The organism is Paenibacillus sp. NRS-1760, assembly GCF_050467785.1.
Taxonomy (GTDB): Bacteria; Bacillota; Bacilli; order Paenibacillales; family Paenibacillaceae; genus Pristimantibacillus.
Map to the genome: position 1 here is coordinate 903,560 of NZ_JBITPK010000014.1, position 19,423 is coordinate 922,982.

Sequence of the window (19,423 nt, forward strand, 5' to 3'; positions counted from 1 at the left end):
TTTTTCATTAAGTAAAGATTGGGTAACATTATAAAGGATTGGCTCTTGATTTTTTGGTGATCAATCATGGAGAATAATAAACATGCATGATTAATTCGTTGTCGAGAAATGGGGTTGTCATCTTGCGGAAGCGAATTTGGAATAAGGCTGCGCTCATGCTCGCCGTATTCATGTTTATGCAGACGCTTACGGCGTGCGAAAATAAGGAAGCGGCAGAGAAGCCTGATACCGAAGTTACGGAACAATCGATGTATTCGGATTTAGGCTTAACCAAATATAATCCTCCGATCGAAATTTCGCTCGTACGGGAAATAGACGAAGACTTTACGGATTTGATAGCCAATTTTCCGGGGGAGACACTCGATAACAATCGGTGGAGCCAGCTATACGAGGATGTGCTTGGCATTCGGGTTAAGTACGAATGGACTGCCAAAAGGGATCTCTATCAACAAAAATTAGGATCTGCGTTAGCATCGGGCAACATACCCGATATCGTCAGAGTGAATGCGCAGCAGTTGCGGCAATTGGCAAACGAAGGACTCATGCAGGATTTAACCAGCGTGTACGAGCAGTATGCAGCGCCGTTCACCAAGGATGTGCTGAACCAGGAAGGGACGGGGCCGTTTGAGGCGGCAACGATTGACGGGAAGCTGATGGCGATACCAGAAACGTCGGCATCGATCGAAGGCGCCCAATACTTATGGATACGGACCGATTGGCTGAAGCGGCTCGATTTAAAGCCGCCAGAGACGATGAATGATTTGCTCGCAATTTCGAAAGCGTTTACAGAAAACGATCCCGACGGAAACGGCAAAAACGACACGTACGGGCTGGCGCTAACGCAATATTTGTGGGATCCCGTTATGGGGGCTTTGGATTTTATGGCCGGTTACGGCGCTTACCCAAACATTTGGCTGGAGGATGATACGGGCAAGCTTATGAATGGAGCCGTTCAGCCGGAAGTGAAAAAAGCGCTAGCCGTTCTTCAGCAGATGTACCGCGATGGACAAATTGATCCGGAATTTGCGTTAAAGGACGGCCGTAAAGAGAAGGCGATGATCTCGGAAGGGAAAATCGGCATGATGTTCGGAGAGCAATGGGGTTCATTCTTGGTTCAAGCAAGCTACGAAAAGGATGCCGATGCGGACTGGCAGCCATTCCCTATTGTGTCGGATAGCGGCCAGAAGCCCAAAGTACCGCTTCGCTTTGCGACTACGCAGTTTCTAGCCGTCAAAAAAGGGGTAGAGCACCCCGAAGCGATCGTGAAAATGATCAATTTGCATCTAGAGAAAAATTGGGGCGTTACAGCGGAATACGAAACCTACTACAGCACTCCGTATCCAGCATGGCAGCTCTCGCCTTTTACTCCCGCGCCATTGCTCAAAAATTACGAGGCCTTTCTGCAGCTGGATGAATTCCGGACCACGGGAGACGAAGCGGTGCTGCATGATGAAGCTAAAGCGATCAAAAAAAATATCGATGCGTATTTGACTAAAAACAACGTAACCGGCTGGGGGTGGGAACGTACTTACGGGCCCAAGGGGGCGTTCTCCATCTTCAGGGAGTATGAAAAAAACAATCAGCTGCTCTACGAGAAGTTCGTCGGCGTTCCGACGCAAGCGATTATCGAGAAGCAATCCATATTGGACGATTTGAAGCATAAAACATATATGAACATTATTCTCGGACGGCCTATCGAGGAATTTGACCGCTTCGTCGAAGAATGGCATCGATTAGGCGGATCGCAGATGACGGCTGAGGTAAACGAGTGGTATACCAAGAAAGACGGTACATCCTAGATAAGAAGTAGGTTCTCTCATGGCGTTCCTTTAGTATTCCTTGTTCCCTCCATAGATAAAGCTGCTTGCGAGGAGTTGTGTAAGATTGCTTAAGATACCCGTCAATTCCATGCGCCATGCTTTGTTTTTAAGGCTTGTTATCATGCATCTCGTCGTTATTTTGCCTATTATCTTACTTGGCGTTTATTTATATAACTGGAGCTACACCAACGCGAGCCAGGACATTTCCAGAAACACCTTGGCGCAGCTGTCATCGTATCTTGAGGACATGAACCGCGAGGTGGAATGGCTGGAGGTTCAGCAATTCGATATGCTGCAGGAAGGAGAGCTTACGAAAGTCGCGGTAACGTGGGATATGATGGACAGCGTCGAGAAGAAGGAGAGCATGGACTACTTGGTTCATCGGCTGACCTCCATTAAGAACAGCAGCGCTTATATGAAGGATATATACGTTCATATCCCCTCCATCGGCAAAACGCTCTCATTCGGCAATGCCGTTCACGATCTCGAGCAAGGAAGGTATGATCAAATCCGTGCCGTGTCGGAACGAAACGGGGCGAAGCGTCTCATCAGGCAGGGAGATTCACTTCACCTAAGCGCCTCCAAGTTCGGGGGAAGGAAGGGGGAAGAGCCGCTTTATATCGTGCAGATCGAGCTCGATACGGCGAAGCTGAAGGAATCGTTAAATCAACTGAGCGTTTATGCTGAGAGCGGTTCTTTTTTGATCGCCGATGAGGTGGATTTTACGCTGCTTGGCAACGACAATTCTAGCGTTATTTTGGACAAATATTTGCAAACAACTCGTCTTTCGAAAGAAAGTTCCCTGCTATTGAAAGTAAATGGACAATCGTATCATGTCGACAAAGCCAATTCACCGGAATTAGGGCTTTCGGTCGTCACGTATTTGCCGGAGGAGACGGTCAAAAGGCCGCTTAATAAGTTTAATCTATGGGCTTGGCTGTTCACGGGCACGTCGATTCTCGCTATAGTTGTTTATTCCCTCTCGACATACAGGCTCGTTCATCGGCCGCTGCTGCTGCTTGTTCAGAGCTTCCGCAGAATGGAAGGCGGCACGCTGGATATTCAGATCGATCACGAGAAGAAGGACGAATTCGGTTATTTATATGATCGTTTTAATCAGATGCTGAACAAATTGCAGACGCTGATCGATCAGGATTTTAAGCAGAAGCTGATGATGCAGAAGGCTGAGCTGAAGCAGCTGCAGTCACAGATTAACCCGCATTTCCTGTACAATAGCTTCTTTATCCTTAATTCGCTTGCCAAAACGGGCGATACGGATCGTATCGAGCTTTTTACAAATATGCTGGGCGAATATTTCAGATTCATTACGCGCAATGGGGAGGATAATGTTTACCTTTCGGAGGAAATCAAGCATGCAAGGATGTATACCGAGATCCAGAAGCTTAGGTTTTCTAGACGCATAAGCGTACAGTTCGACGAGCTGCCGAAGGAAATGGAGCGCATACGTGTACCAAGGCTTATCGTTCAGCCGATTATCGAGAACGCGTATGAACATAGTCTTGAGAAAATGTCGGAGGAGGGCTTTCTGCGAATCTTCTTTGTACGGAATGAGCAGGAGTCCATGATTGTCGTCGAAGACAACGGAAGCCGGATCGACGACGCTCTAATCGACGCTTTGAACGGTCAAATGGCAAATAACGGGGAAGCGCATGAAATGACAGGGATCATTAATATCCACCGTCGGATTATACTGACCTATGGCGAAGGCAGCGGCTTGTTTCTATCAAGAAGTGAGTTAGGTGGCTTGCGAGTCGAAATACGCATAAATTCAAAGGAGGCGGATGGGGATGCACCGGCTGCTAATCGTCGATGACGAGGAAATTATAACCGACGGACTTTATGAGGTGTTGAGCAAGCTCATTCCGGATCAATTGGACGTTTGCAAGGCGTATTCGGCTAAGGAAGCTTTGGAGTGGATGTCGCGAACGCGCATCGATATTGTAATGACTGATATCGCCATGCCGGGCAAGAACGGACTGGAGTTGTCGGAAGAAATATTGACGTATTGGCCGAGATGCAAGGTCATTTTCCTTACGGGACATAGCGAATTCGATTTTGCTTACCGGGCATTTCAAATGCCGGATGTCCGTTATTTGCTGAAGACAGAAGGGTATGCGAAAGTGACGGAAGCCGTCCGGGGCGCCTTGCTCGATATTCAGCGAAGCACGGTCGAGAACATGTTGCTTGAGCAATCACGTGAGCAGAAGTATGCATACGAGTTTATGGCGCAAGGTGATTATATGAGGCAACTGCTGCATGAGAGCGATTCGCTCTGTTCGGAGCAGAAGGAGCTCATGGAGGAATTCGGCCATTTGAATATCGGACTGGACCCAACGAAAACTGTCATGCTCGTGCTTGCTAGGTTGTCGTACCCGTCCGGCATGACGTATACGGAGAGGAGCAAGCTGCTTGCTTCGGCCAGGACGATATGGGATTCCTTGCTGAAGGAACATGTGAAGAGCATCGGAATTGTCGATCGGCATGGTGACCTTATGTGGTTCATACAGCCTGGAAGTGAAAGCGGTGGGAAACCAGCGGTCGACTTTGCATGTTATATCGAGGGGGTACTCGAGCTTATCCAAGAAGCCTGCCTCTCCTCTCTTAAACTGGAAATCACGTTGACAATAAGCGGAGCAAGCTGCGATTGGACGGCCGTCACCCAGCAATATGAGAGACTGCGCCGACTGCAGCAGCTTAGGATCGGAACTGGCATTTGCATGATTCTAAGGGATCATGATGAGAATATGGACGGATTTTCGGGGAAAGAAGCATTCGTACCGAGCCGTAAAGTAGAGATTATGGCTGCACATTTGGAGGCTGGCCGCGCGGAAGAGTTTTATTCTGATTGGGAGCAATTGTCGAGAGTAGCGCTGCTTCACAACGAGCAAGCGCAGCGATCCATCGAAGCTTATTATTCGGTTGCTCTGATACTCTACTCGTGCTTGAACAAGCTGGGGCTGCAAAGCCGCCTTGATGATCACGGGAAGCTGATGCGACTGGACTGCCATGCCTCGATGAAGGAGGGGTTCGAGTATTTGAAGCAAACCGCGGAAGCGATTTTCCGATATAAGCAGAGCGATGAGCGGGACAGAACCTCTCAAGTTATTGACCGAATCTGCCAGTACATCGACGACCATCTGAGGGAGGACCTTTCTTTGGTAAGGCTTGCGGAAATCCACTACTTCAATCCATCCTATCTGTCGCGTTTCTTCAAGCAGGAACGAGGCATTAATCTATCTGAATATATCGACACCTGCAGAGCAAGAAAAGCGAAGGAACTGCTGCATGACAACGATTTGAAGGTAAGAGAGGTTGCCGTATCAGTCGGGTATGAAGCCGCTCATTCGTTCACGCGTTTCTTCAAGAAGGTGACGGGTATGACGCCCCAAGAGTATCGCGATTCACTCAACGTATAGATGAATTCCAATGAACAAGGCGAAAGGATAAGGTTTCTCTTATCCTTTCGCCTTGTTTATTGTTTCTGCGCGCAGCCGGTTGTTGCAGTACTACAATTTGAAGGGTAAAAACATATGATTCGTCAGGTTGTGGATGTATCTTGAAGACGATAAATTGATGTAACGAGAGGCCGAGCGATGCCGCGGATCGCAATCTTGCGGATGGATGAAAGATGAAGAAAGCGGCGATCGTTTCCTCGTGTTAGCAAGGGAGACGATTGCCGCTTTTTTATTGAAATGTAAGACTTTATATGTTTTACACAATAAAGAAATCTTATATAACTCGGAATAAATCGAGCCATGCCGCCAAATGACGGCGACAGCCGTTTCACCTTGTGAAATTGTTTAATAAATACGGTAATTGCCGCTTAATGCCAGCAGACTGAAGAAATACAGGCAATTATCGTAATAGCGCCGCTCGCCGGTACGGAGGGGCGTGTCCCAGAACAAGCGGACAAAATAGGCGGAATCGGGTCCGTCCGCAGCGAGAGAAGCCATTGCATTCGTGGCGAGAAGGCCGATCGGATGCAGCGCCGGTTCATCAAATGGTTTGCCTTCGATTGTATAGCGACGATAGTCGGAAACATCGATGTTGCGGAAGAACGCCTGGATGCGATTACTCTGATCGATTTGCCATGGGTCCTTGCGGAACCATTCATAGTCAAGTCCGATATTCGCCGCTACGCGGTAAGCGTCACTGAAGAAATGCCGAAAGTCGCCGTGCCGCTGAGGTACTGCAGGCGTTCCGTCATAGTTCGCGTATTCGGGGGAGAGTCCCGTTTCCGGATGGCAGGCGGCATGCAGGTAAGCGCGACTCGCTTCTGCGGCATCTCTCCAGAACGGCCTGTCCTGTTCATCGGCATGAATCGCGAACAATTCATAGAAGTGCGGGAGATGATAGGAGGGATCGCTAAACGGCGATTCAGGTATGAATTTAATCAGCTTAGTTGCTGGATCCCACATCGGGTCGCCTTCGCCGTTCTCTCCCTGATGGATGCATGCGCGCAGAATTGTTTTGGCTTGCTCGGAATAATCAAACGGCACTGGCCCGTTACCCCAGCGGTTCGAGGCGAAAATTAAGGCCATGGCGAAAAACTCTTCCCCGTCAGGTGCTGGACCTTGCGAAATACGAGAGCCGTCCGGCTTGCAATGCCACGCAAAGTAATGCTTGTAACGCCCGTCCTTATGTTGCATGAACGTCTTCGCATAGTTCCATAGTCTGTCGAATTCATCTTTTTTGTTCATTTGCACCGCCATCATCATGCCGTAAGACATGCCTTCTGAGCGTACATCCAGATTGCCGGTATCTAGAAGATACCCTTTGTCGTCGCCCAAAGGGTAATAGATGCGCATTTCAGGGTTGCCATAGAACAGCTCGTTCCAAGCCTGCTCGAGCTTGCTTTCGATTTCCTGAAAGGAATACCCAAGTTCCTTGAATAGATTTCTGTAGCTGCCTGTATGGAAAGCACCTTGGTTTGAGTCTGACATTGTCGCAACCTCCACAGTACATTTTTTTGAACATATCATAACATGGTCGATGCTTAAGGAATTATAGCGTTTACTTTAAAAAATATAGCACTTTTCAATTTTCGAAGAGAGAGGGCTGCCTCATGCATAGCGTTATTATTGTCGACGACGAACTATTTTTCCGCAAAGACTTTATAGGAAAGATAGATTGGGAGGGCAACGGTTATCAAGTGATCGGTGAAGCGGCTAATGGCAAGGACGCGCTTGCCATGATTAGAGACAAAAAACCTGATCTTGTCATTACTGATATCCGAATGCCCGTACTCGACGGTCTTGCCTTAATCCAAGCTGCGGAGGGGGAGAAGCTCGATACCGAGTTCGTTATAATAAGCTGGCATACCGATTTCTGTTATGCGCAGCAGGCCGTTCGTTTGGGCGTATTGGATTATGTGCTTAAGCCTATCGACGAAGATGACTTTGTTTATGCACTTGTGAAGCTGCACGACAAGCTGGAGAAGAAAAAACAGCTTCAAGTGCGTAAACGCATGCTGAAGAACCAGAAGCAGATTGAAACATTGATCAGGGGAGAATCGACGGGGACTGCGAAAGAGGAAAGCATACTGCTGGAAATGGCGATCGGATCAGAGGCGTTTACATACACGTTAATTGAGCTGAATAACGTTCATCCTTGGAGCGGAAGGAAGTTTCCGTTAAAGGAGAAAATTCGGGCAGACATTCGGGATGCGATACAGCAAATCGTCCCAAGAGCGGCAGAGCCGTTTATATACGAACACGGAAGAACCTATGGGTTGATCGTTCCCTCAATGTATCTTGCTGGCGTTGGAGGAAGCATAAAGACGTTTATGGAGCTTTTATTAATGCGGCTCGAACATCGCTATGGGCTTCCGTATCGTGCCTACGCGGGAACAACGGTCAAGCAATTGGATAAGATCAAGGAATCGTATGCAAGCGCCAAGAAAGCAGTAACTAGCAAGTATTACAGAAGCGCCGAGTGTTTCATTGCATATAGCGAAGTGAAAGAAACAACATTGGTTTACGGACAATTAGACGGCGACCTATGTCGGAAGTTGGTAGAGGCAGTAGAGGAGAATGATTCATATGAAATCAAACTGGTCGTTAATCGGATATTTTCTGAATTTCGCGAGAAACGTTTCTCGTCCGAGGCGATCCAAACAAGCATCGTACACTGCGTGTTATTAATTTGTATATCGATTAGAAGCATGGAAGGTGATGAAACCGAGCTGACGTCCTTTGAACCAATTATTAATTGGTATGATTACAATGTCACATTAGACGAGATCAAACGGCTGCTTAACGCTTTCGTTTTCGAAGCAAGCGATTTGATCAACATGCTATACAGAACCTACGGGAAGGGGAGAATTCACAAAATCAAAACGTACATCGACCAAAATTACAGCAAAAATATTAGTTTAAAAATCATTGCTGGTCAATTTTTTTTGAATCCGGCTTATTTGGGACAGCTTTTCAAAAAAAAATACGGTGTGTACTTTAATGAATACCTGCAGCAGGTGAGAATTACAGAAGCGAAAAAATTGTTGAGGATTAAGGACTTGCGCATATACGAGGTGGCAGAGCGTGTCGGGTTTAACAATTCCGATTACTTCATCACACAATTCGATAAGCTGGAGCAAATGTCACCTTCCGAATATCGAAATAAATGGAACCTGCAATAGTTTTTTGACCGAAGGCTGTTAGTTGGTGGTGCTGCTCGAATTGCTATTTCGCTTCGTGATCGGATTCATCTGCATAACAACTAGAAATTGACGGGTAATGACTGAGAACTTGGCGGGTTGTTCCTTGCCGAGGTTAACCTTACTATGTTCAATAATAGGGAAAGAGGTGAAAGCTTTTTGACAAGCAAGAAGCGCTTTGGAATCATTGCCGCCCTTGCAGTGACCGCCACAGCGATATTCCTTCTAAGCCAATTGCAAGCTAACCGGAATGAATCGGAGCAGCGGCCTGATGTGAAGCTGTCGGCTTATCTGAATGAAGAGACGGTAGAGCTTAGCAAGAAGAGGGATAGCACATATGAAGTGGATTTACTCATGGATGATTTCCCGATCGGGGCTGAGGTTGTACAAATTCGCGCCTTGCTTCACATTCCGGTTGCATTCGAAGTCGGTTCGATCGTTCTGAACCTCAATAATGTTTCGGCGGCAAATGTCGCCTTAAAGCCTTCCGATGAAGGGCTGGAGCTTTGGATCAGCAATGACGACGGTTCCAAGGTTTCATTCACGAATCTTGACGGCAGCAAAGCGCTGGCTACGATTACATTAAAACAAAAGCGGGAGTTGATTGTGAAAATGAAAGATGAATTGAAGGTAAGCAGTCTGGAAATCTTGGAGTCCAATCATAATAACACGGCATATGACGTTAACCAGGCAACCTCGAAGTTGAGCTATGAGCCGCCTGCCAGCGCGGTCGGGAAGCTTCCGCAGAACGGCAATCCGATCGTATCCCATAAATTCGGCGCAGATCCTTATGCTCTCGTATATAATGGCCGTGTTTATATTTACAATACCTACGACGTACTAGAATACGACTCCGCTGGAGAGGTGAAGGATAACTCTTACGGATCAATCAAGCGGCTGTCGATCGTTTCCTCCTCGGACTTAATGAACTGGACGGATCATGGTTTCGTAGTTGCCGCTGGTCCCGAAGGGGAGGCGAAGTGGGCGACGCAATCCTGGGCGCCGGCAGCGGCGCATAAGGTGATTGACGGCAAGGATAAGTTCTTCCTTTACTTTGCGAATAACGCCAGTGGCATTGGCGTGCTCACGAGCGACAGCCCGACGGGACCTTGGATCGATCCGATCGGCAAGCCGTTAATTGCGAGATCGGCGCCGGCCGCAGAAGGCGTGACATGGCTGTTCGATCCGGCGGTGCTGGTCGATGATGACGGCAAGGCGTACATCTACTTTGGCGGGGGTATCCCAGAGGGCAAAGAGGAGAAGCCGGATACGGCTCGCGTTATGCAGCTAGGGGACGACATGATCAGCGTCGTCGGTGAAGCCGCTGTCATTCCTGCGCCATTTATGTTCGAGGATGCCGGCATTAATAAAGCAGGCGGTACTTATTATTACACATACTGCTCGAACTTCTACGACGGCACTCGTCCAGAAGGAAGCCCGCCAGCAGGGGAAATCGCTTACATGACAAGCGATCATCCTATGGGGCCGTGGACATACCAAGGCACCATTCTGAAAAATCCCGGACACTTCTTCGGCGTGGGCGGCAATAACCACCATGCGATGTTCCAATTCCAGGACGAATGGTACATTGCGTATCACGCGCAGACATTATCAAAGGCGATGGGTGTACCGAAAGGCTATCGATCGACGCATTTGAACAAAGTGAGCTTCGGCGCGGACGGCTCGATTCTAGAAATTGAAGCGGATTTGAAAGGCGTACCGCAGCTCGATAAGCTTAACCCGTTCGTGCGAGTGGAGGCGGGGACGCTTGCTTGGAGCGCAGGCATTGATGCGTTGCTACATAAGATGGACGATAACGGAACGACGGTAGAAGAGGTTGCAATCGGAGCTATTCACAACGGCGATTGGACAGCTGTGTCAGGTGTGGACTTCGGCGCCGGCGCCTCTACGTTCTCGGCGTTCATAGCAGGCGGAAGCGAAGCTGCCGTCATAGAGCTTCGTTTGGACAGTCCGGATGGCGATTTGATAGGTTCGCTTGCTGTTCCACAGGCTGATGACGGATCGACAGGCTGGACAGAAGTAAATACGGTGGTTGAAGGCGCCGTAGGCATTCACGATCTGTATTTTGTGTTCAAAGGCAAGGCCGATACGGATTTGTTCACATTTCGTGCATGGCAGTTTTCTAAATAATTGAAAAGGTTACCCTTAATGAAATCGATTCATCTTCCTTGAACAGATAAAGACTTGCAGCCTCTTCGCTGCGAGTCTTTTCTTTGATGTAAAGCAGAGGTTTTGTTGTTAGTGGAGTTCCTATATTGGTTGAACTAAAGGAATACAGTTTAAGCGAAGCGAGAAGATCGTTCTGGAGAAACGCAGAGTTCGCCTTTGTAGCCGGATTTTTACCTTTAAATGTCTTAGTCAATCAAAAAATCTGGTTACAACCGCGATCGTAAGAATGATCTTCTCGCCCAGCGACCAAAACGAGAAACTTTAGTTCAACTTATATAGTTCAATTGAAAAGAGGCCTTAGCTTGCGATTTAGGGTTCAATTTGTTGTTTTTTAGTCGTTAATGGAGAACAAAGCTATCGTTTATAGGGTAAACGAACAAGAAATGAACAGGTACTTCTACAGAAATGAAAGCGTTAAAATAAATAGTAATAACGGGGAAAAATGAGGAGGTTAGCGGTATTGGCGAAGTTAGAATTGCCGGGAGAAGCAATCGGCGGGATGATTCTGAAGGCGGTCGGCCTTAAGCGTGTATTCGGTAGAGGCAGTGGCGCCGTAACCGCGTTATCGGATGTTCATTTGGCTATACCAGCCGGATCAATGGTTGCGCTTAAGGGCAGGTCCGGTTCAGGCAAGACGACTTTGCTGAATATGCTCAGCGCGCTTGACGAGCCAACGGAAGGGCAAGTGTTTTTCCGAGACAGAGAAATTACGCGTATGACCGGAAAAGAGAGAAGTGCTCTGAGGCGCAAAGAAATCGGCCTTGTCTTCCAGTCATTTGGACTTATTCCGCTCATGAATGCATACGAGAATGTGGAATTCGGCCTGCGCGTTGCGGGCACGCCGTTTAAGGGCAATCGGGAGGCGGCGGAACGGGCATTGGAGCAGGTTGGGATGAAGGAAAGAATGAAGCACCGGCCGGCCGAGCTCTCAGGAGGAGAGCAGCAGCGCGTGGCGATCGCAAGGGCAATTGCCCACGAGCCTGTGCTGCTCATCGCGGACGAGCCGACGGCGGAGCTCGATAGCCGAATGGGCTTTCAAGTGATGAGAGTATTCCGGGAGCTCGTTAATCGTTCTGGTATGACGGTCGTTCTGACCACGCATGACCCGGGCATTATGGAGCTTGTCGATCATGTCATTTCATTGGAGGATGGAAGAATTGTATCGCAAACGAACATCGAATAAGGGAGGCGGACTGCTGCTTTCAGGCGTGCGCCGATCGGCAGTGGTGTTGGCATTGATGCTAGCGCTGTCCGGATGCGGCCTTCTCCCTGCAGAGCAGTCTGCTTTGCAGCCGCCGCTTGTTCAGCCAGCGCAGGAGCAATTGGATATCGTAGAAGCAAGCCGCGGATCGATTCAGACATATCTGAAAGGAACGGCTCATTTCGTTTCCTCGAGCGCGGAGAACTTGTCATTCAAGGAATCGGGAGGCCGGCTCAAAGCAATCAAGGTAAGCGCCGGGCAGGAAGTTCACGCTGGCGATCTGCTCGTGGAGCAGGAAACCGGTGATCTTGAGCTTCAGGTTAGCCTTCAACAGCTTAACGTGGAACGAGCAGAGCTGCTGTTCAAGCAAGCATATCTTGACGGCGCGTCGACCACTGACTTGCGTTTGCGCGAAATCGATCTCGAACGCGAGAGAATATCGCTTCAGTCGATGGAGAAGCGTCTTGCAAAATCACGTCTTTATGCGACCCTACCCGGAACGGTGACGTTCGTGGAGACGTTGAATGCGGGCGACTTTGTGAACGCCTACCAGGCTATCGTATCGATCGCGGATACGTCCCGCATTCAGCTTACTTATGTTGCCGCAGACATGAAGGAGGTACAGCCGGTCGAAGCAGGAATGCCGGTCAATTTGAAATATAAGGGAAAGGCGTATACAGGCAAAGTGCTGCAATCGCCTTCCACTGTGCCTATCGGAACGGACGGATCCAAAGCAGAGCGCAATGCTGTAACGCTCTACATGAGCATGGATAAGGCCCCGGCAGGCATCCAAATCGGAGATAGCGCCGAGCTGACGATCGAGCTTCAGAAGCGCGAGAACGTCATCATCCTGCCTCGCTCGGCTATTCGTTCTTACATGGGGCGCTATTACGTACAGGTGGCGGAAGGCGAGCGACGCAAGGAGGTCGACGTAGAGGTGGGGCTGATAACGCCGACGGAGGCCGAAATCATTAAGGGACTCGAGGAAGGCCAGAAGGTCATCTTGAACAACTAACTAACAATGAAGACCGGATACAGCAATGTATCCGGCGCTGGGATGGGGTGTACGTATGGCCTTATGGACGATGATCCTTCGAAAGATGGCAAACAACAAGTGGCTGCAGTTGAACCTTTGGATCGGCCTTACTGTGTGCGTGGCTTTGTTCAGCTCCATGCCGCTTTACTCCGAAGCCATATTGCAGCAGACGCTGCAGAAGGAGCTTCAATCGGTGCAGCTTCAAGAAGGCGTGTATCCGGGATATATCCGCATCGGAACGACAGTATCCTCATCGACCGTGGACGAGAAGACAGTAGAGGCCATCAGGCGGGCTGACCGATTCGTGCAAACGATACCGGGAAGAGCGGGACTCGAAGCTTTATCCGCTTATCAACAACGCTTCACGCAGCGAATGAAGGTGTACGGAGCTGATGCTACGGATCAGGAGAAGCAGTCGCAAAAGGCGGCGGGCAGCATCAAGTCGCTATCCGGTCTTGAGAAGCGCGTTCGCCTGATCGACGGCGTGATGCCAGCCGTACGCACGGATGGCATTTACGAGGCTCTCGTTACGCAGAAGTTCCTTATTGCGACGAAGCGTGATCTCGGGGATGAATTGATCGCGGAAGCGCCGGACAAAATGAAGTTCCGCTTTATCGCGGTAGGGATCATGGAGACGGATCCGACTGCTGATCCTTATTTGCCTTATCTCGCTTCAGAGGACAGCGATGGTTTTATTATTCCATTCGATCAATTCGAGAGCGATTTTATAATTGGAGGCAAGACGAAGCTCGCGAGCCTCGATTGGCGCGTGGCGCTTGATTACGAGAAGTTAACGATCGATTCGATTGATGCATTCGTACAGGCCGACAAGGACATCAGGCGATATTTCCGTGGTCGCATCGGCGTCGACGAAGTCAATATCCCTGCCACATCGACTGTGGATGCCTATCAAGGAAAGCAAGAGAAGCTTGATATCATGATGCTGTCTCTTTATTCGCCGGTCATGCTGATGCTCGCCTTTTATCTCTACATGGCCGCCAATCTCATTATTGAACGGCAGAAGACGGAGATTTCCGTCCTGCGCAGCAGAGGGGCAAGTCGTCTGCAGATTATGACGGCCTATACGTTCGAAAGCCTGTTTCTTGGCGTTAGCGCACTTGCGGTTGGTCCTTTTCTCGGCATTCTGTTCACTAAAGTATTAGGCGCCTCGAACGGTTTCCTAGAGTTCGTCGATCGTTCGGCCCTTGAGGTCAGTCTGACCAGCAGCGCTTACTTGATGTCGGGTGCAGCGGTAGCTGCCGCATTGGTTTTGACTCTCATACCGGCTTTCATGGCAACCAGAGTCAGTATCGTCAGTCATAAGCAGCAGAATGCCCGCCATAACAAGCTGACGTTTTGGCATAAGACTGGACTTGATTTTATCCTCGTCGGCGTTGCTATGTATTTGCTCTATAATTTCAACAAACGGCAGGAGGATTTGCAGCGGTTAGGGCTTGATTCGGATGCTTTCCAGCTCGATCCGATGCTGTTTCTGATGCCTTCGCTTTTTGCTCTCGGGGGCGGCTTGCTGCTGCTGCGGGTTTATCCGTGGTTCATACGTCTAATCTATTGGGCAGGCCGCAGATGGTGGTCGCCGGCGCTGTACAACACGCTAATACAGATTAGCCGATCGTCTGGTCAATATCAGACGATTAAGCTGTTTCTGATCATGACCGTTGCGACAGGACTCTTTAGCGCGAATGCGGCCCGAACCATAAACGACAACATGGAGAGCAAGATTCAGTACGCCATCGGAGCGGATATGTCGATTATGACCCGCTGGGAAAGCGATGCGCGTCCCTCAACCTATATGTCGTCGGCCTCTCAAACACTGACCGAACCGACACCGTCCAGCTCGAGCCGGGTAAATTACATCGAGCCGCCGTTTCAGCCGTTCGAAGAGCTGGAAGGCATTGAGGCGAGTGCTAAAGTATTTAAGAAAGAGAATGCGCGCTTCGTCACGCCTGCCAGCGGGGCAAGCGGAGCGACGACGCTCTTTGGCATCGACACGATGAACTTCGGCCAGACGACATGGATGAAGGATGGGCTGCTTGACTATCCCATTAACGGCTACCTTAATCTCCTCGCGCCTAATACGAAGGCGGTACTGATCTCTCGTTCAATCGCGAAGAAGGCAAAAGCAAAGCCAGGCGACACCATCAGCTTGTCCTGGGACGGGCTCGATCAGGCGCAATTCATCGTCTATGGCATTATCGACTACTGGCCAAGCTGGAATCCGCTTCCTACGGGCAGCAAGGATAATGAAAAAGCGGTTCAGCCCAACTTGATCGTAGGCCATCTCGGAACAATTCAGAAGAGACTTGCTGTAGAGCCATACGAAGTATGGCTGAAACTGAAGGATGGCGTTACAAGCCAATTCGTCTACGACCAACTGGCAGAGAAGAAGCTGCGAATCATCCAGCTTCAGGATGCCACGCAAGAGCTGATTGAATCGAAAAACGATCCGTTCAGACTCGCAATCAATGGCGTTATGACGCTCGGATTCGTTATCTCCATGCTCATCAGCTTTTTCGGCTTCTTGCTGTTCTGGGTGCTCACGCTGTCAGGCAGAACACTTCAATACGGCGTGCTCGGGGCAATGGGTATTCGGTTCGGACAAATTATCGGCATGCTCGTCAGCGAACAATTGCTGACTTCGGGAGCGGCAGTTGTTCTGGGTGTTTTCATCGGCAATTCGATAAGCGAGCTATTCGTACCGCTCTTCGAGATGTCCTTCGCAACGAAGGATCAAGTGCCGCCTTTTGAAATGATTCAGCAGCTCAGTGATTATTTGCAGCTGTACAGCATCGTCGGCATTACGCTGACCCTGGGTTTGCTTATTCTCGGTTACCGCTTGTCGAGAATCCGGATTGCACAAGCACTCAAGCTTGGAGAGGAGTAAAGGATGATTAGAAGTGAAGGACTCGTCAAAATTTACAAAATGGCGGATCTTGAGGTGTTCGCTCTGCAAGGTCTGGATCTACAGGTCGAGGCCGGCGAGCTAATGGCGATTATCGGCAATTCAGGCAGCGGCAAGTCGACGCTCCTGAACATGCTGGGGGGACTTGACAAGCCGTCGGCCGGCAAACTTTATGTGGACGGCAAAGACCTGCTGAAGTTCGGAGAAAAGGAACTGGTAGCCTATAAGCGGGATACAGTCGGTTTTGTATGGCAGAACAATGCGCGTAATCTTATTCCTTATTTAACGGCGCTGGCTAATGTGGAGCTTCCGATGCTGCTTCGCGGCAAGCGCCGGCGGGCACGGGCTATGGAGCTGCTGGAGGCGGTTGGGCTTGGCCACCGGATGAAGAACAGGCTGAATGAGCTGTCTGGCGGTGAGCAGCAGAGGGTGGCGATCGCGATCGCGCTTGCCAACGATCCGAAGCTGCTGCTCGCCGATGAGCCAACAGGATCCCTCGATACGAACACATCGAATCAAGTACTCGATTTGTTCCGAGCGCTTAATCGATCGATCGGAATTACGATCGTAATTGTAACGCATGATCCGGAACTGGCTCGCAAGGTGGACCGGGTCGTCCAGATTCGGGATGGCAAAACGTCGGCAGAGATGATCCGCAAAGTCTCGTACGCTGATGAGCTGGCCATGTTGGATGCCGAAAGCGCTATGCTGGAGGCGGAGAGCCACACGGAATATGCGGTGCTGGATAAAGCGGGTCGCCTGCAAATTCCTTCCGGTTTCCTAGACACGGAAGGATTCAAAGAAATCAACAAGGTGAGGGTAGAAATGGAGGATGGCCGCATTGTCCTCTATCCGCGTTAGGAACGAACGGAAAGTTAACGTAGCAGCAATCTTAAAGATTATGACGTGATTTGGAAACCTCCTATACAAAAGCAAAAACCTCATTTCCCGCTATTAGGCGAGGATGAGGTTTTTTTGCTAGAAATGTCAGTCGATACTGCTATGCAAAAAAAATGTAAGCGGTTACGCGATAATGGAAAACATCTTACGATATTCGTTAGCACTTACACCGGTATACGCTTTGAACTTCTTATAGAACCAATCCATCTCCGAATATCCGATCTCATTCGCGATTTCGTACACCTTCATGTCCGTATTCTCAAGCAGCAGCTTTGCTTTCTCCATGCGCTGTTGCAGCAAATATTCATTGAAGGTCATATTTTCCTGATACTTGAATTTTTGACCTAAATACGAGCAATTGAAATGCAGACTGTTGGAAATTTGCTTTAAGGTAATATTTTGATGCAGCGATTCATCGACATATTCCTTGACCCTCTCGATGATATTAGGCTGAAGCTGGGCATCATTTTCCACTGGCGTCCATGATAGCGCTTTATTTTTATCGTTTACACAATCAAGCTCGCCTTTGACGGTCAGAAGACATGTAGTCAGTTCGACAGAAGAAACAGGGTCTGGCAAATAATCATTTACTTGGTAATAGAGAGCCTTTCTGGCAAGCTGGAAGTCGTTGCTTCCGCCTATCAAGACGAGAGGTACGCGGCTCTTCCGGCGAATGTAATCACAAAGAAACAAGGCGTCATGGTGAGAGCCGTTCATGCCGACCAGGATGAGCGAAAAATAGTTTCGATCGAGAAATTCGATAGCGTCCGCAGAGCTGTTCGCATAAGCGTCCAATTCAAATCCAATTCCATTCCACTCTGGCATATGTTGCAACATCTCCATCGACGATGTGGAGTCATAGTCGACAAGCAGCACTTTATACACGATGGTTACCTCCCAATTGCATTTGCTTGAGCGTAAACGTCTACCGCCGTCTTTGGCTGTAAAAGCTAACGTTTCGCTGTGAAATATAAGCACAGTAAATCAACAGATGCTTTACATTCTTATACTTGTACTTAGGGGTTTCCCTGACGGGAGATAAGTCTACGCTTTAATTATGTAAATTGGGGGCAGTGGATACAACGTGCTTTTCTTTGCATTGCCCACAGGTTTTTACTTGTTGAAAAAAAATCGGCTTTTGGCGAAAGTAAATGATTTCCAATCTAGAATATGACGGGTAATAAACCTGATATTCAACAGGTTGTTGCTTGCCTTATGAAAGCGCTACACTTTCGATGTAGTTCAATATGTTAAGGGGGATTCGCAATGAAGATTCGTAAATTAATGGTTTTGTTATGCGCGCTCGTTCTCGTTCTTTCTGCATGCAGCAGCGGCTCGGGCAACAGCAAGAACAACGGAACAAACGGCGGCTCGAACAATGGCTCGGGCAATGCGGGCACGGAGACGACCGTTCCTGAGGGCGACGGAGAAGAAGAGTTATACAGCTCGCCCGAGATGGACTTCGACATGGGTGGAAGAACGATCAAAGTCGTTTCCTGGTGGGATATGGCGATTCAAGAAGACAATCCGGATAACATACAACGCAAGAAAAACCTCGATGAACTGATGAAGAAGCATAACTTCAAAATGGAATACGTAGCGGTCGACTTCGGCGAATATCAACAAAAAGTAACAGCATCCTTGCTTGCTGGAGAGCCGCTTGGCGATATCGTCCGTTTGGGAAGAAACTATACGATTCCGACATTAGTCAAGCAAGATTTGCTTTGGCCGGTCGACGAGTATACGAAAAACACGAAAGTATTCAATCAAAAGGCTACAAGCGAATTCTTTACTTATGAGGGCAAAGGCTATGCGTTCACAGAAGACCAGGGCAACCTGATTCAAGGCATTTTCTACAATCGGACGCTCTTGAATCAGCTTGGCATCAAGGCGCTTCAAGATTATGTGAAAGAAGACAACTGGAATTGGGATACATTCGTTCAAGCAGCGAAAGAAGCCAATAAAGATACAAACAACGACGGCAAGCTGGATACTTGGGGGCTTGCAAATTCTCAAGTTGTCGAACATGCGATGTATTCGAACGGTGCTCACCTGACGAAAGGCGACAAGCAGAACCTAGATGATCCAGCAACGCAGGAAACATTGAATTTCTTGTCGAAACTCGCAACCGAACAAGTGTACAGACCGACTGAGGGTGGAGATTGGACCGAGCCTGGACAATTTTTCCGTCAAGGAAATACGCTCATGTATGCCGGTGCCATTTATGAACTGAATGGCTTCAAAACGGATATGCCGGATGCGGATATCGGCTTCGTACCGTTCCCTAAAGGACCAAGCGCAACGGAATATCATTCCGGCGAAGGCTCATACCAAGCACTAACCATTCCAAAGGCAGTGGAGCATCCAGAGCAGCTGCTTTACATTTGGGAAAAAATCAACGATATCGACTCCGAATATGACTATCCGGGTCAAGCGTCCCTTGAAAGCAATTTTGCGAACGAGGATGACATTAACAACGCTAAGCAAGTAGGATCTGGCATGATCGTATTCGACCATGGTACGTACGGCGATGCTTTGAAGTTCTGGGACTTTGTCGGAGAGATCAACAGCGGGGTATCGGTATCTACAGTTGTCGAGAAGTATAAACCGGTATTCCAAGCGGCGATTGATGCGGTGTATGGTTCTTAACATGTAATAACGTGTGAGAGACAGTCCCCAT

12 protein-coding genes are annotated in these 19,423 nt (G+C 48.9%); 10 read left to right on the forward strand and 2 right to left on the reverse strand.

Translation table 11 applies throughout. The features are described from left to right. Positions 1 to 86: 86 nt before the first annotated feature. The 3 genes from ACIFSR_RS23300 (at position 87) to ACIFSR_RS23310 (ending at position 5,257) form a co-directional block, all read left to right on the forward strand. Entirely contained in the window at positions 87 to 1,799 is a 1,713-nt protein-coding gene (locus ACIFSR_RS23300; RefSeq protein ID WP_430060245.1) for an extracellular solute-binding protein, read from the forward strand. Positions 1,800 to 1,884: 85 nt separating this feature from the next. Next, positions 1,885 to 3,654, forward strand: a complete 1,770-nt coding sequence (locus ACIFSR_RS23305) for a sensor histidine kinase (protein ID WP_430060247.1) — start codon at positions 1,885 to 1,887, stop codon at positions 3,652 to 3,654. Then, positions 3,629 to 5,257, forward strand: a complete 1,629-nt coding sequence (locus tag ACIFSR_RS23310) for a response regulator transcription factor (protein ID WP_430060249.1) — start codon at positions 3,629 to 3,631, stop codon at positions 5,255 to 5,257. Before ACIFSR_RS23305 ends, ACIFSR_RS23310 begins: the two co-directional genes overlap by 26 nt. A 384-nt stretch (positions 5,258 to 5,641) precedes the next feature. Here the strand turns inward: ACIFSR_RS23310 and ACIFSR_RS23315 are convergent, their stop codons facing one another. After that, positions 5,642 to 6,784 (reverse strand): glycosyl hydrolase family 8, encoded by a 1,143-nt coding sequence (locus tag ACIFSR_RS23315; protein WP_430060250.1) that lies wholly within the window; start codon positions 6,782 to 6,784, stop codon positions 5,642 to 5,644. Between the two features lie 122 nt (positions 6,785 to 6,906). Between ACIFSR_RS23315 and ACIFSR_RS23320 the strand changes: the two genes are divergently transcribed. The 6 genes from ACIFSR_RS23320 (at position 6,907) to ACIFSR_RS23345 (ending at position 16,704) form a co-directional block, all read left to right on the forward strand. Next, complete coding sequence (locus tag ACIFSR_RS23320) at positions 6,907 to 8,478, forward strand: response regulator transcription factor (RefSeq protein ID WP_430060252.1); 1,572 nt, start codon at positions 6,907 to 6,909, stop codon at positions 8,476 to 8,478. 630 nt (positions 8,479 to 9,108) lie between these two features. Further along, positions 9,109 to 10,647, forward strand: a complete 1,539-nt coding sequence (locus tag ACIFSR_RS23325) for a glycoside hydrolase family 43 protein (RefSeq protein ID WP_430060457.1) — start codon at positions 9,109 to 9,111, stop codon at positions 10,645 to 10,647. Between the two features lie 538 nt (positions 10,648 to 11,185). After that, complete coding sequence (locus tag ACIFSR_RS23330) at positions 11,186 to 11,869, forward strand: ABC transporter ATP-binding protein (RefSeq protein ID WP_430060460.1); 684 nt, start codon at positions 11,186 to 11,188, stop codon at positions 11,867 to 11,869. Then, complete coding sequence (locus ACIFSR_RS23335) at positions 11,817 to 12,902, forward strand: efflux RND transporter periplasmic adaptor subunit (RefSeq protein ID WP_339204244.1); 1,086 nt, start codon at positions 11,817 to 11,819, stop codon at positions 12,900 to 12,902. The genes ACIFSR_RS23330 and ACIFSR_RS23335 overlap by 53 nt, the downstream gene beginning before the upstream one ends. A gap of 55 nt (positions 12,903 to 12,957) precedes the next feature. Beyond that, positions 12,958 to 15,825, forward strand: a complete 2,868-nt coding sequence (locus ACIFSR_RS23340) for an ABC transporter permease (RefSeq protein WP_339204243.1) — start codon at positions 12,958 to 12,960, stop codon at positions 15,823 to 15,825. Positions 15,826 to 15,828: 3 nt separating this feature from the next. Next, positions 15,829 to 16,704 carry an ABC transporter ATP-binding protein gene (locus ACIFSR_RS23345; protein WP_430060255.1) on the forward strand — a complete coding sequence of 292 codons (876 nt, stop codon included), beginning with the start codon at positions 15,829 to 15,831 and terminating at the stop codon, positions 16,702 to 16,704. A gap of 162 nt (positions 16,705 to 16,866) precedes the next feature. Here the strand turns inward: ACIFSR_RS23345 and ACIFSR_RS23350 are convergent, their stop codons facing one another. Beyond that, a complete protein-coding gene (locus ACIFSR_RS23350) occupies positions 16,867 to 17,628 on the reverse strand; it encodes a response regulator transcription factor (protein ID WP_339204241.1) in 762 nt (253 codons plus the stop codon). Positions 17,629 to 18,009: 381 nt separating this feature from the next. Here ACIFSR_RS23350 and ACIFSR_RS23355 point away from each other — a divergent pair, with 381 nt between their 5' ends. Beyond that, positions 18,010 to 19,392, forward strand: coding sequence for an ABC transporter substrate-binding protein (locus tag ACIFSR_RS23355; protein ID WP_339204240.1), 1,383 nt, complete (start codon positions 18,010 to 18,012; stop codon positions 19,390 to 19,392). The last annotated feature ends 31 nt before the right edge of the window (positions 19,393 to 19,423 follow it).

Bases quoted from the DNA above. Each gene is read 5' to 3' on its own strand.
- ACIFSR_RS23300 (WP_430060245.1), top strand. From the start codon at position 87: ATGATTAATTCGTTGTCGAGAAATGGGGTTGTCATCTTGCGGAAGCGA.
- ACIFSR_RS23310 (WP_430060249.1), top strand. From the start codon at position 3,629: ATGCACCGGCTGCTAATCGTCGATGACGAGGAAATTATAACCGACGGA.
- ACIFSR_RS23315 (WP_430060250.1), bottom strand. From the start codon at position 6,784: ATGTCAGACTCAAACCAAGGTGCTTTCCATACAGGCAGCTACAGAAAT.
- ACIFSR_RS23320 (WP_430060252.1), top strand. From the start codon at position 6,907: ATGCATAGCGTTATTATTGTCGACGACGAACTATTTTTCCGCAAAGAC.
- ACIFSR_RS23325 (WP_430060457.1), top strand. From the start codon at position 9,109: ATGAAAGATGAATTGAAGGTAAGCAGTCTGGAAATCTTGGAGTCCAAT.
- ACIFSR_RS23330 (WP_430060460.1), top strand. From the start codon at position 11,186: ATGATTCTGAAGGCGGTCGGCCTTAAGCGTGTATTCGGTAGAGGCAGT.
- ACIFSR_RS23335 (WP_339204244.1), top strand. From the start codon at position 11,817: ATGTCATTTCATTGGAGGATGGAAGAATTGTATCGCAAACGAACATCG.
- ACIFSR_RS23340 (WP_339204243.1), top strand. From the start codon at position 12,958: ATGGCCTTATGGACGATGATCCTTCGAAAGATGGCAAACAACAAGTGG.
- ACIFSR_RS23345 (WP_430060255.1), top strand. From the start codon at position 15,829: ATGATTAGAAGTGAAGGACTCGTCAAAATTTACAAAATGGCGGATCTT.
- ACIFSR_RS23355 (WP_339204240.1), top strand. From the start codon at position 18,010: ATGAAGATTCGTAAATTAATGGTTTTGTTATGCGCGCTCGTTCTCGTT.